This is a genomic window from Paracoccus sp. PAR01, from assembly GCF_014851995.1.
Lineage (GTDB): Bacteria > Pseudomonadota > Alphaproteobacteria > Rhodobacterales > Rhodobacteraceae > Paracoccus > Paracoccus litorisediminis.
Map to the genome: position 1 here is coordinate 1 of NZ_JACVAW010000010.1, position 12,707 is coordinate 12,707.

A 12,707-nucleotide genomic window follows, 5' to 3' on the forward strand; every position below is an offset into this window, starting at 1 on the left:
AAGCGGAACTCATGCAGCGCTTCGGCATCGACCGCAGCGCTGCGCTCCTGTCCGGCGCCTCGGCCTCGGCGAATCCGGGGCAATTGACCGCTGGCCTGTTAAGTGTGGCGCAGGCGCGCGGGGCCGAGATCGCCTCGCCCGTGGAAATTACCGATCTGGCGGAAACCGGCGACAGCGCCGCCCTTGCCACCTGCGAGGGTGGGGTGCTGACCGCAGAGCAGGTGGTCTTTTGCACCGGTTACGAGTTCCTGCCGGTGATGGAAAGCCGCGCGCATCGCATCACCTCGACCTGGGCGCTGGCCAGTCACCCCCGCATCGCGCGGCCCGACTGGCTGGACCGCTCGCTGGTTTGGGAGGCATCGGAGCCCTACCTATATTTCCGCAGCGCACGTGATGGCCGGATCATCGCGGGCGGCGAAGACATGGACGACCCAGAAGCCTACCGAGACCCAGCGCGGCTGCATGCTAAAGCCCGGCGCATCGCGCTGAAATTGCGCAATCTTTGCGGAATCGAGATCGGTTCGCCCGCCTATGTCTGGGCTGCACCCTTCGGCAATACCAGCGACGGCCTGCCGATCATCGACAGGGTTCCGGGCTTCAGCTGCGCCCATGCCGTTATGGGCTTTGGCGGCAATGGCATCACGTTTTCCATGATCGCCGCCCAGATCATCGCGGCGCGGCTCTCGGACAAACGTGACCCCGACGAGGAGTTGTTTGCCTTTCGCTAGGACGGGCCCTCGTCATTTCTTCACATGCTCGGGCTTGCCCTTGCGTTTGGTGCTGGCCATTTCTTCCAGCTGAGCTTCGGTCATCGCTTTCGCCGCGCTGCGCAAGTTGCCTTTCGGTGTCTCACTAGGCTTTGGCAAAAGTGCGGCACCCGCTGCCTTTTGCCCGGCTTTTGATTTGGCTGGCGTTTTTATACCCTCCTCAAGGTGGTGTCGGCACCGGTCGGTGTCGCCAGAAAGGCTCAGTGGTGATGTTCCAGGATCGTCCTTGCCATAGTTCGTCACGCCATGGACGGCACCTTTCTCGTCGCGCATGAAATCAATCTCGGTGATGTCGATCGCGACGGGCTTCACGCCGATACCAAAGGCCACCGACATCGATCATGGCCTGCGCGCCCGGACCGGATCCGTGCAAATGCGAGACGGTAAGCGATCGCATCACCGTGACCCGCGCGCTAGGACTTGCGCTTCAGTTCCGGAAAAAGCTGGCCGCTTCCGACGCGTTTGCAATGCGCCAAAAGGCCGAGTTCGATCAGATGCTCGTGGATCGGGACCTTGCGGCGCGACTGCTTGTTCTTCAACCGCCGAAATTCGTTCGTCTGGACGTGGAAGGCCCAGATTCCATCCTCCTCGATCAGATCGGCGCAGGCCAGGCCAGCAATTTCCTCACGCCGGGCACCGGTATAGGCAGCGATCAACGCAATCTAGTAAAGCCCGTCACATAGCACCGGTTGACCCGGGACACTTCGCTGCAACTCGCTCGCGCAGCCCCGCCAGATCGTGCCCTCGAAGATCGATCTGACATCCTCGCGGGTGAAGGATTTGACCTTCTCCTGAGCATCTTCGTCATCCTTTTCACGAAGATCGCTGATATCGAGCCGCGCATCGATCTCGATGCCCTCCGAGCGCGCCTGCTTGAGCAGCTGCCCCACGAAACCGAGATTGCGGTTCACTGTGCCCGGTGCAAGGCCGCATTCGGCACCGCGTGCCACGGCTGCGGCGATAATGTCTTCGAGCGGCATGTCCTTTTCCCTGGCACTCTTGCGATAGGTCGGCGGAAGCTGTGCCATGACCTCGCAAAACCGGGCCAGGTCGGACTGTTTCAGGTGCCGGATATCACCGACGCCGGTGGCCTCGACGAGCAGGCTGGCGGTATTGCGGATCTGGTAGGCGGTCTTGTCGGTGGCCAGCCCGCGCTGTTCCTTGCGGCCGGTCAGGCGGTCGGCGATTGCAGTGATCGTCGGATCATAGGCTGGCTCGGGGTTGGGGACGGCAGGGGGCGGGGCATCGGTTGCGGCGACTGGCGGGAGAGGTTGGTCTCCCCCAGCCAATCGTTCGGCAAGATCGAGCGCATCCGCGAAATCCGGCTCGGTGCGCTTGCTGGCCGCGAGATAGGCTGCGGCACGGCCTTGCAGATAGATCCGCCGGGCATCCAGATATTGGTGATGGTCGAGCCGCTCCAAGCCGGCGGCCTCACCAGCACCGCGCAGGATTTTGGCCCTGACCGCGTCACTTAGGACTTCGCCAGCAGCGCGCTGCATGAACTCGTCCACGCGGGGCAAATCCGCTTCGGGGATGCCGGCTGCGAGAAGTTCTTCTCGTTCTGCCGCGTCGAGTAAGGCGTAAACGCCGTCGCGGGCGAGCAGGCGCAGGGCATGGCCCATGAGCTTGTCCTGATGGGCGTTCTTGACGCGCGACCCGATTGCCTTGTTATCGGTCAGCACCCGGTGACGCTGTTCGATCCGCTCCAACTCGTCGCGGATCACCCGTTCCAGCCAAGCCCGCGCCGCATCCCGGCTCAATCCGTCAAATGCCATTCATTCGAAAATCTCTTCACGCGCATGCGCCACGATGCCCGCAAGCCGACGGACTCGTCGATGGGCATGATGTGCCCAAACTGACCTGCATGTGAACCGCGTCGCATTGGATCCGTGACGGGATCCGGCGCCGCCAAGTGGAGATCGCGCCGCGGCGGAAGACGAAGTTGACGATGCCCATAGGCTGGCCCCTTCACGGTTGGGGCGTCATCACGTGATGGACAGTCATGGAGGACATAGCCTGCCATTCCTAGCCCAAAACCGCCAAACTTCGTCGGATCAACTGGTTATGCTGAGTTGGCTGGGGCGGTAGGATTCGAACCTACGGTACACGGTACCAAAAACCGTTGCCTTACCACTTGGCCACGCCCCAACTCTGTGAGCGGGTATCTAGCCAAGGGGAAACCGGCGCGCAAGGGGCGATTGGAAAATTCTTGTGGAGAACTTCCCGGAAGTTTAAGCGCCCCAGATGGAACACGTGGATACGCTTATTCTTGGGGCCGGTGCTGCCGGTCTTTTTTGTGCCGGATCGATCATCGAGGCCGATAAAGGCAAACCCAAACAAAGGGTAATGGTCATCGACCACGCCCGCGCGCCGGGTGAAAAAATCCGAATCTCGGGCGGCGGGCGCAGCAATTTCACCAATCTCGCGGCACAGCGGGATCGCTTTCTGTCACAGAACCCGCGTTTTTGTGCCTCGGCACTGGCGGGGTTCACGCCGCAGGACTTTGTGGCCTTGGTCGATGCCGCCGGGATCGCCTGGCACGAGAAAACTTTGGGCCAATTATTCTGCGACGACAGTGCGCGCCAGATCATCGACATGCTGCTGCATCGGATGCGCGGCGCGGAGTTGTGGCTGGAAACTTCGGTGCAAGGGGTGTCGGCAGCCGAGGGTGGCTATCTGGTCGGGACCAGTCGCGGTCAGGTCAGAGCGAAGAATCTGGTGATCGCCACCGGCGGGCGCTCGATCCCCAAGATGGGCGCGACGGGACTGGGCTATGACATAGCGCGGCAGTTCGGGCTGCAACTGATCGAGCCGCGCGCAGGTCTGGTGCCGCTGACCTTTGCCGAGCAGGATCTGGACCTGTGCCGACCGCTGGCAGGGGTCTCGGTCGAGGCAGTGGTCAGTCACGGGCAGGGCCGCTCTGCGACGCGTTTCCGGGACGGTCTGCTGTTCACCCATCGCGGCCTTTCGGGTCCGGCGATCCTGCAGATTTCAAGCTTCTGGAAGCCCGGAGAAGAAATCTCGGTGGATCTGGCTCCGGATCTGGATCTGGCGGTGGCGTTACGCGATCAGCGAGGGCAGGCGGGCAAGCAGGGCGTCGCCACCGCACTGGGGCGGCATTTGCCCTCGCGCTTGGCGGATGCCATTGCCGAGGAGATGGGTTTGAAGGCCGCAAGGCTGGCCGATCAGCCGAATACCAGCCTGACGAAACTGGCTGATCGGGTGAACCGTTGGCGCTTACGCCCAGTCGGGTCCGAAGGCTGGCGCACGGCCGAGGTGACGCTGGGTGGGGTCGATACCCGTGACCTGAACGCACGCGACATGCAGGCGCGCAACCAGCCGGGTCTGTATTTCATCGGCGAGGTCGTCGATGTCACCGGCTGGTTGGGGGGATACAATTTCCAATGGGCCTGGGCTTCGGCCCATGCCGCGGCGAAAGCGATCGCCGCGGCTTAAGGCTAACTCAGCCCATCACCGGGTCGGACTTGGCCAGCGCATCGAACTGCATCAGCGAGGCGATCAGCGCGGGCATCTTGTCCAGCTGGATCATGTTCGGCCCGTCCGAGGGGGCGTTGTCGGGGTCCTGATGGGTCTCGATGAACACCCCGGCGACGCCCAGCGACACTGCCGCCCGCGCCATGACCGGAGCGAATTCGCGTTGCCCGCCCGAGGAGCCACCCTGACCGCCCGGTTGCTGAACCGAATGGGTGGCGTCCATGATGATCGGATAGCCGGTGCGCGCCATGATCGGCAGGCTGCGCATGTCAGCCACCAGCGTGTTGTAGCCAAAGCTTGCGCCGCGCTCGGTCAGCATGATGCGCTCGTTCCCGGTCGAGGCGACCTTCTGCGCGACGTTGGGCATATCCCAAGGGGCAAGGAACTGGCCTTTCTTGATGTTCACCACAGCCCCGGTTTCACCGGCTGCAATCAGCAGGTCGGTCTGGCGGCAGAGAAATGCGGGGATCTGCAGGATATCGACGACCGAACCGGCCGCCTTGGTTTGCTCGATGTCATGCACGTCGGTCAGAACCGGGCAGCCGATCTGCGCGCGCACTTCTTCCAGCATGCGCAGACCTTCTTCAATACCCACGCCGCGACGGCCCGAAAGCGAGGTGCGGTTGGCCTTGTCGTAGCTGGCCTTGAAGACGAAACCCGCACCGGCGGCGGCACAAGCCGCTGCGACCTGTTCGGCGATCATCAACGCGTGGTCCAGCGTCTCAAGCTGGCAGGGGCCGGCAATGATCGAAAGGGGCAGGTCGTTGCCGAAGGTGACATTGCCGGTTTTTACATGGGTCATGAAGATACCTGTTCACGCAGGATCGAGGCCGTGAGCGACAGCATCAGGTAGATGCCGGAGAAGATCAGGAAAGCCACGATCGTGTTCTGGAAAGCCTTGGGATAGGTCGCCTCGTCAGGGGCGACGGGGGCGACGGAAAGCGAAAGATAGCGGACTTGCTTATTGGCCTCAATCCGTGCCGTTTCCATCTGGGCGGCGGCGGTGGCCAGCAGTTCCTGCCGGGTGGCAAGATCGGATTCCGCGATGCGGATCTGGCCCGAGATCGTCGCCAGCGATCCGCGGGCGGCACTGCCCTCGGTCAGCTGGGAACGGGTTTCGGCCAACATCTGCTCAAGCCGAGAGATGTCGCCCTTGACGCCCTGCACACGGCTGCGGTTCGGAACGCGGTTTGCTTCAAGCTGGCCCAGTTCAAGCCGCTTGTCGGCCAACTGCCGTTCCAGCTCGGCGATATGGCCCATGACGACGCTGCTTTCCGCCATCGGATCAAGCACGCCCAGCTTTTCCTGCAGCTCCTGGACATGCATCTGGGCTTCCTTGACCTTCTTCTCGGCGTCCTCATAGCTTTCGATCGAGCCCTGCATCTGGTCGCCACGCAGTCGCGCGGTCAGCTGGTCGACCTGGCCTTCGGCGTATTTGATCAGCGCCATCGAGAAGTCCTGGCTCTGCTTGGGATCGGGCGCGATGACCTCCATGTTGATCACGCCTTCGGTCGGATCGTAGCCGATTTTGACCGAATTCATGTACAGCTTGTAGGTCTGCTCATTGGTGGCATCAGGGGGCAGGCGCAGGATGGGATCGACCTTTTCATCCTGGAACGCCGTCTTGAAGCCATGCTCGCGATCCAACCGCATCATTGCATCGCGCGAGGTCAGGTAACTTTGCACCGAAACCGAGTCGGTATTCGTCGCCAGCGACGTGCCGCTGAACAGCCCGCCCAGACCCGATGGCGCGGCCTGATCGGCCTGCTGGATCTGGAACTGCGAATTTGTCGCGTAAAGCGGCGTCGCCACGTTGAAATAGTAATAGCCCGCGATGATCGTCGGGATCCCCACCAGGGCGATCAGACGCGCGGCCAGCATCGTCAGCTTGCGACGACGGCGACGCGCGATGTCTTGCTGGATGCGGATGATCTCGGCGGCGCGCTTGTCGTCGGACAGTGCGTCGCGCGAGGGCAGCTTGGTCTGGCCCGGAAACTGGGTGGGCGCGATCGGCATGATTTCCGAGCCGCGCTTGCGGAGTTGACCGGGGGCTTGGGTCGGAACCGGCAGGCCGCGCTGATCGGTGGATTGCTGGGCGCGCGCGCCCTCGTCGGCGATGACCTGCCCGAGTGCCGCGCGATGGAACGGATCAATGCCGCGCTCGCGCAGAAGCACCACGGCCTCTTCATCGGTTTCCGCCTCGATTTCGTGCATCGAGGCAATGCGCCGCGCCATGCGCAGTTGGCGCCCGGTCAAATTCTCGGCGCGGACAGCGGCGATGCGCTCATCCATATCCGCCGGGGGTTCGGTGTTCGCAGGCCCGGTTGCGCCGGGAAAGCGCATATCGCCAAAACCGTCCTCTTCATTCGCAAAAAGTTTCGAGGGATCGTTGCCACCCCCGGTCGTCTCGTTACGCTTGCGCAATTCCACTTGAACCTTTCGTGCGGTCTCGACCGCTCCCGACTCGCGGGTGACCGCCAGAACAGATTCCTCGCGACTGATGCGAAAGACACGTGCCTTAGGCGGAGTAGTCATAATATTGCTTCGCCTCTTCGAGCGTTTCGAACTGGTAGAGCTTGCCGTCCCGCAAAACCGCGGCCGAACTGCAGAATTTCTCGATCGTCGAGGCCTGGTGCGAAACGACCACGACCGTCGCGGATTTCAACCGATCATATAGCACCGATCCCGCCCGGCGGTTGAATTCGACATCGGTCGTGCCCGGCATCCCCTCGTCGATCAGGTAGACGTCGAACTCCAGCGCCAGCATCAGTGAGAAGGTGAACCGTGACCGCATCCCGGCGCTGTAAGTGCCGACGGGCATGTCGAAATATTCGTGGATATCTGTCAACCAGCGGCAGAATGCTTCGACGTAATCCGGGTCCAGACCATAGATCCGGGCGATGAAACGGCAGTTTTCATTGGCGCTGAGCTTGGGGGTGATGCCGCCCATGAAGCCCAGTGGAAAGGACACGCGGCAATCGATGCGGATCGTGCCCTCATCGGGTTTTTCAAGGCCGCACATCATGTTGATGATGGTCGTCTTGCCGGTGCCGTTCGGGGCAAGGATGCCCATCGAGCGACCGGGTTCCAACCGGAAGGACGCGCGGTCAAGGATCACCTTGCGCTGCGTACCGGTCCAGAAGGACTTGGAGACATTGTCGAATTCGATCATTCAGAAACCTCGGCGCCCGCCCGGAGCCAGCATGAGGGGGCAGGCATGGCTTAATCTCAAAGAGTAACCTCGACCGGGTTGTTCGCGCAAACGGGACAAGCGGACATTATGCGCGCAGCGATCCAGTGTCCACCTTGGCGCGGAAAAGCTTGCCACTTCGTGAAGATGCGCCACTTTCCCTGTCAGGGGGGGGCTGATGTGTAATGACGCTGATCGATGACATCCGTGCCTGCCGCATCTGTGCCGCACGCTTTGCCGCAACGGCAACCGCGCATGCGCCGCGTCCGGTGGTCTGGTTCCAGCCCAGTGCCCGTATCCTGATCGCGGGGCAGGCACCCGGAATGCAGGTTCACCTGTCAGGACGCCCCTTTGCCGACCGTTCGGGCGACAGACTACGGGACTGGATGGGGGTGGATGCGGACAGCTTCTATGACCAATCCCGGATCGCGATCGTGCCGATGGCGTTTTGCTTTCCGGGCTATGACGCCAAGGGCTCTGACTTGCCGCCGCCACCGATCTGCGCTGCGACATGGCGTGCGCCGGTCATGGAATTGCTGCATCCCCGATTGATCCTGCTGATCGGTGGTCATGCACAGCGATGGCACCTTGGCCATGCGGCCAAGGACGGGGTGACGCAAACTGTCGCCGGGTGGCGCGATCATGCGCCGCGCATCTTTCCCTTGCCTCATCCGTCCTGGCGCAATACCGGCTGGCTCAAACGCAACCCTTGGTTCGAGGCCGAGCTGCTGCCCGTCCTGCGCCGGACCGTTCAAACCATCCTGAGAGAGACCGATGACCCCACTGGATCTGCTTTGCCCCGTCCCCTTCCATGAGGCGAATCCGGCGCAGCGGGCCCGCATCCTGTCGCGCCTTGCCGATAGCGAGCTGTTCGCGGCCCTTGTCGAAGAACCTGCCGATGACCGGGTTGAGCTGCAGGTCTTTCCGCTGCCCGACGGTCCCGTGGCACTGGCCTGCGATGCCGAGGATCGGCTGGCCGATTTCATCGGCGGGCCGGTGGCCTATCTGGGGCTGCCGGGGCGGGTGCTGGCGGCGGCGCTGGCAACGGAAGGGCGCGGGCTGCTGGTCAATCCGGGGCATCCTTCGGAAATGCTGCTGGATACGGCGACGCTGTCCTGGCTGGTTCAGGCCTTGCAGGCCGAACCCAGCCTTGCCCCGGATGAGGCCCCGCGCAGCATCCGTGCGCCGCAGCCTGAGGTGGTGCGCGCCCTCGCCGAGCCGCTTTCGACCCGCTTGGGCGATATGGTCGGACTGGTCAATTCCGCAGCGCTGGTCGCGACCGAATGGGCAAATGGCCGGCGGAACCACACGCTGCTGCTGAAGGGGGTCGAGGAATCGCGCCGCCCGGCCTTGGCCAAGGCCTTTGCCGAATTACTGGCCTTCCTGCCCGAAATCGACGGCGGCGCGGATATCGGGTTTTCCGATTCGGCACATCCGGCGGTTGCGCTGGTCCTTGAGCCGCCAGCTCCGGTCGAGCCCGAGCCCATGCCGCAGCGCGATCCGAACGCCCCGCCGCGCCTGCGCTGAGCGCGATTTACCCCGCAAAACGCAAAAACCCGCCCCAATGGGGCGGGTCTTGGCGTGATCGCGCGAAAGTGAAAGTTCGCGAGATCAGGCGCCCCAGTGGCGCACCGGACCGCAGTCCATATGCACGAAGTTCGAGCGCGAGTACTTGCCGACGCCACCCGCCGAGCAGGCAGCAGCAGCACGATACATCTGCGAGACCGAGCGCGATTTCAGGCGCATGTCTGCAGCTTTTCCGACCATGTGGAGCGAGTTGCGCGCTACACCCGAGGACCGCGAACGCAGCATGGCGTTGGTCTTGGGCGAGCGGTAGCCCGACAGCATCATGTAGGGCTCGTTGGTTTGCAGCAGCCTGTGCGAGGCGGCCGCGATGTCGACGGTGCGCGGGTCGACCCCGATCACCTGGCCCGTGCGCCAGTCGCGCATGAACACGTTGATTTCATTCAGGGCGTCGCGGATATACTTGCCATCGACCCAGTAGACAGTGTCGATGCTTTCCCCGGTACGTCCCGAATACATGCGGATGCGGCGAATGTCGCCAGCGCCGCGGATCAGACCGAAGGCATTGGCCATAACTGGCGCAGCTGCCACAGTCGTCGCCGCGAACACGCCAAGGATGCCGCGACGCGAAATAGATTCAAACGTCATGTCAGATCGCCTGTCCTGCTTCGTTTGTTATTTCCGGCCTTGCCGGCTGTCCCGATTTAGACGGAACTGTTTAACAATATGTCACCAGCCTGAGAGCCGAGGAAAGCTTTTGATTCCTCATGCAGCGAACTCTTGCCATTCTCGGCAAAAATCCGCCGACCGAACAGTGAAACCTTAATCTTGTTGACGGATTGTGGATGCGCCGTGCTTCGCCTGCATCACCTGCGCGGCAAATCTGTCACGCCTTCTGGACCTCTCGGGTCGGGAATGGCACAGAATCCAGACAAGAGAATGGGAATTTAGTGGTCATGGGCTCCGGGTTGATTCGCTCTTTGGTTGTGGTTGGGCTTGTGGCATTCGGAGGCGCGGGATGGTCCGTGCCAGCGCATGCGCAGGGTCTGGAAGCGGCGTCGATGGCGGCGTTGCCCGCGCCGCGACTGATTTTCTCGCAAGAGGAAATGGAACTGGCCCAAGCGGTTGCCGCCTCGCCGGGGCTGGCCGATTTCTATGGCTCGAACGGGCTGAAGCCGATCTTTCTGGGGGCCGAAGGCGCGCCGCGTCGCGCCGCCCTGATCGAGGCGATCAGCGCCGCCTCCAGCCACGGCCTGCCGCCTGCGCGCTATCATCGGGGCAGGCTGCAACAGCTGGACGGGCAGGGCGACCAGTCGCTACAGGCCGAGCTGGCCTTTGCCCGCAACTTCGTGCGCTGGACACAGGATCTGACCGGCGGGTTCCTCGATCCGCACAAGGTCGATTCCGGCATCAAGCGCAGCGTTGCGCGCAGCGGCACCGGCAAACTCATGCGCGAATTCATGCAGGCACCCGATCCTCAGGCCTGGCTGGCCGGGCTTGCGCCGCGCGACCGTGATTATCTGGCCCTACAGGACGCGCTCAGCGGCATGTCCCGTCTGGCGGCGCCCGCAGGCACACCCGCCGTGCCCAAAGGCAGTTGGCGCGAAGGTGACGGGGGGGCTGGCGTGGCCAAGCTGCGCGAGCGGCTGGCCGCGATCGGGTTCGACAGCATCCCGACCGCCGACCCGGAAACCTTTGACGCGCCGCTGGTGCAGGCCGTTGCCGAGTTTCAGGACGCGGCAGGTCTGCCCGCCGATGGTGTGGCCGGACCGCAGACGGTGGCGCGGCTCAATCGCGGTGTCGGCCCCGAGGCCAAGGGCATCCTTGTCGCGCTGGAGCGGATGCGCTGGATGCACGGCCATGACATGAACGACCGGCTGGTCTGGGTGAACCTGCCAGCCTATACCGCCGAGATCCGCGAAAACGGCGAAACCGTTTTCTCGACCAAAGTGGTGATCGGCAAGGATGAGGCGACCCACGAGACGCCCGAATTCACCGAGGACATGAAATACATCGTGGCCAATCCGCGCTGGAATGTGCCGCGCTCGATCACGGTCAAGGAATACCTGCCGCGGCTGCAGGCCAATCGCAATGCGGTCGGCCATATCGACGTGGTCGACCGCGCTGGCAACGTGATCTCACGCGACCGGATCGACTTCCGCAAGTATACCGCCTCGAACTTCCCCTATCGGATGCGGCAGAAACCCAGCGATGACAATGCGTTGGGTGTGGTCAAGTTCCTGTTCCCGAACCCGTGGAACATCTATCTGCACGACACGCCGACCAAGCACCTGTTCAATGAATCGCGCCGCGCCTATTCGCATGGCTGCATCCGGGTCGGACGGCCGCTGGATCTGGCGCATGAGCTGATGCAGGGTCAGTTCAAGAACCCCGAAGCCACTTTCTCGAAGGCGCTGTCCTCGGGGCGCGAGGCCTATCTGAACCTGACCAAGCCGCTGCCGGTGCATCTGGTCTACTTCACCGCCTTCCCCGATGAGGATGGCAGGATCCGCCGTTATCCCGATATTTACGGGCGTGACGCCGCTGTCTATGCGGCACTGGTCAAGGCCGGGCTGGAATCTGCGGGACGGGGCAACTAGATCATCCCCAACAAAGGGGAGAAAGATGACACTCACCATCGCGGAACTGGCTCGGGCGCTGGACGCCCGTTTCTGGGGGGACGGCAGCTTGGCCGTCCGTGGCGCGGCAGAAGCCGGATTGGCGGACGAGGGCCAGATATCGCTGGCTACCGCACCGGCCTATGCCGAAAAGCTGGCACCGGGCAGCATGGCCATCATCGCCGAGGATATGGACCCCGAGGCGCTTGGTCTGAGCGCCGCGATCCTTGTGCGCAGGCCACGAGTGGCAATGGCCAGCCTGACGCGGGCCTTTGACCAAGGGCCGGATTTCCCGCCCGGCATCCATCCGACCGCCGTGATCGATCCCAGCGCCGAGATTGGCGAGGGCGCATCCATCGGGCCTTTCGTGGTGATTGGCGCGCGCGTGCGACTGGGCGCGGGGGCGAAAATCGGCTCTCATGTCAGTATCGGGCGCGACACCGTCATAGGGGATCAGGCGCTGTTCCATCCCGGCGTCCGCATCGCGCATGAGGTGGTGATCGGTGACCGGGTGATCCTGCATCCCGGCGTGTCCATCGGTGCCGATGGATTTTCCTTTGTCACCCCCGAGAAGTCCGGCGTCGAGCAGATCCGCGAGACCCTGGGTGAGCGTGGCGACATCCGCGAACAGCACTGGACCCGCATCCATTCGCTGGGTGGGGTCGAGATCGGCGACGATGTCGAGATCGGCGCAAACAGCACCATCGACCGTGGCACCATGCGCGCGACCCGGATCGGCCGCGGCACCAAGATCGACAACCTCGTGCAGGTCGGCCACAATTGCGTAGTGGGCGAGGATACCATGCTGTGTGGACTGGTCGGTATCGCCGGATCGACCCGGATCGGCAACCGCGTGGTTCTGGGCGGTCAGGTCGGGGTCTCGGACAATATCTTTGTCGGCGATGACGTGATCGCCGGGGGTGCGACCAAGATCTTTACCAACGCTCCGGCAGGGCGGGTGCTGCTGGGCAGCCCCGCGGTCAAGATGGAAACCCATGTCGAGGCGCAAAAAAACATCCGCAGGTTGCCAAGACTTTACGCGCAGGTGGCGGAGCTTCGTGAAACTGTTAAGAAGTTGATGGAAAAGCGCTCCGACGAAGAGAGCTGAATGGA

Annotated in this window: 13 protein-coding genes and 1 tRNA gene; 7 read left to right on the forward strand and 7 right to left on the reverse strand. The window is 63.0% G+C overall.

From position 1 onward, the window contains the following. The coding region (locus IB235_RS15290; protein ID WP_192337421.1) for an FAD-binding oxidoreductase at window positions 1–728 on the forward strand (728 nt) is incomplete at its 5' end. A gap of 12 nt (window positions 729–740) precedes the next feature. Here the strand turns inward: IB235_RS15290 and IB235_RS25865 are convergent. Further along, window positions 741–1,103, reverse strand: a complete 363-nt coding sequence (locus IB235_RS25865; protein WP_370576904.1) for a DUF3008 family protein — start codon at window positions 1,101–1,103, stop codon at window positions 741–743. A 5-nt stretch (window positions 1,104–1,108) separates the two neighbouring features. Here IB235_RS25865 and IB235_RS15300 point away from each other — a divergent pair, with 5 nt between their 5' ends. Beyond that, the gene (locus tag IB235_RS15300) at window positions 1,109–1,450 is read left to right on the forward strand and encodes a hypothetical protein (RefSeq protein WP_192337422.1); all 342 of its coding nucleotides are present in this window, start codon (window positions 1,109–1,111) and stop codon (window positions 1,448–1,450) included. Here IB235_RS15300 and IB235_RS15305 read toward each other — a convergent pair. Both IB235_RS15305 and IB235_RS15310 read right to left on the reverse strand, forming a co-directional pair. Next, the gene (locus IB235_RS15305; protein WP_192337423.1) at window positions 1,430–2,542 is read right to left on the reverse strand and encodes a hypothetical protein; all 1,113 of its coding nucleotides are present in this window, start codon (window positions 2,540–2,542) and stop codon (window positions 1,430–1,432) included. The genes IB235_RS15300 and IB235_RS15305 overlap by 21 nt on opposite strands. A 298-nt stretch (window positions 2,543–2,840) precedes the next feature. Continuing rightward, window positions 2,841–2,915, reverse strand: a tRNA-Gln gene (locus IB235_RS15310). Window positions 2,916–3,011: 96 nt separating this feature from the next. Between IB235_RS15310 and IB235_RS15315 the strand changes: the two genes are divergently transcribed. Further along, window positions 3,012–4,223 (forward strand): NAD(P)/FAD-dependent oxidoreductase, encoded by a 1,212-nt coding sequence (locus IB235_RS15315; protein WP_192337424.1) that lies wholly within the window; start codon window positions 3,012–3,014, stop codon window positions 4,221–4,223. A gap of 7 nt (window positions 4,224–4,230) precedes the next feature. Here the strand turns inward: IB235_RS15315 and kdsA are convergent, their stop codons facing one another. The 3 genes from kdsA to IB235_RS15330 are packed head-to-tail and all read right to left on the reverse strand — an operon-like array spanning window position 4,231 to window position 7,434. Then, on the reverse strand, window positions 4,231–5,064 hold the full coding sequence (kdsA, locus tag IB235_RS15320) for a 3-deoxy-8-phosphooctulonate synthase (RefSeq protein WP_155041467.1): 834 nt from the start codon (window positions 5,062–5,064) through the stop codon (window positions 4,231–4,233). Further along, window positions 5,061–6,797 (reverse strand): capsule biosynthesis protein, encoded by a 1,737-nt coding sequence (locus IB235_RS15325; RefSeq protein WP_192337425.1) that lies wholly within the window; start codon window positions 6,795–6,797, stop codon window positions 5,061–5,063. The genes kdsA and IB235_RS15325 overlap by 4 nt, the downstream gene beginning before the upstream one ends. Then, entirely contained in the window at window positions 6,781–7,434 is a 654-nt protein-coding gene (locus tag IB235_RS15330; RefSeq protein ID WP_155041465.1) for an ABC transporter ATP-binding protein, read from the reverse strand. The genes IB235_RS15325 and IB235_RS15330 overlap by 17 nt, the downstream gene beginning before the upstream one ends. Window positions 7,435–7,637: 203 nt before the next feature. On the opposite strand from IB235_RS15330, the gene IB235_RS15335 reads away from it, so the two are divergent. Both IB235_RS15335 and IB235_RS15340 read left to right on the forward strand, forming a co-directional pair. Beyond that, entirely contained in the window at window positions 7,638–8,267 is a 630-nt protein-coding gene (locus IB235_RS15335) for a uracil-DNA glycosylase family protein (RefSeq protein ID WP_192337426.1), read from the forward strand. Next, window positions 8,227–8,979 (forward strand): SseB family protein, encoded by a 753-nt coding sequence (locus IB235_RS15340; protein ID WP_192337427.1) that lies wholly within the window; start codon window positions 8,227–8,229, stop codon window positions 8,977–8,979. Before IB235_RS15335 ends, IB235_RS15340 begins: the two co-directional genes overlap by 41 nt. Before the next feature lie 84 nt (window positions 8,980–9,063). Here IB235_RS15340 and IB235_RS15345 read toward each other — a convergent pair whose 3' ends face one another. Then, window positions 9,064–9,624, reverse strand: a complete 561-nt coding sequence (locus IB235_RS15345; protein WP_155041462.1) for a DUF882 domain-containing protein — start codon at window positions 9,622–9,624, stop codon at window positions 9,064–9,066. A gap of 377 nt (window positions 9,625–10,001) precedes the next feature. Here IB235_RS15345 and IB235_RS15350 point away from each other — a divergent pair, with 377 nt between their 5' ends. Together IB235_RS15350 and lpxD are read left to right on the forward strand one after the other, a co-directional pair. Beyond that, window positions 10,002–11,576 carry a murein L,D-transpeptidase gene (locus tag IB235_RS15350; RefSeq protein WP_370576905.1) on the forward strand — a complete coding sequence of 525 codons (1,575 nt, stop codon included), beginning with the start codon at window positions 10,002–10,004 and terminating at the stop codon, window positions 11,574–11,576. Window positions 11,577–11,601: 25 nt separating this feature from the next. After that, window positions 11,602–12,702 (forward strand): UDP-3-O-(3-hydroxymyristoyl)glucosamine N-acyltransferase, encoded by a 1,101-nt coding sequence (lpxD, locus tag IB235_RS15355; RefSeq protein ID WP_192337429.1) that lies wholly within the window; start codon window positions 11,602–11,604, stop codon window positions 12,700–12,702. The last annotated feature ends 5 nt before the right edge of the window (window positions 12,703–12,707 follow it).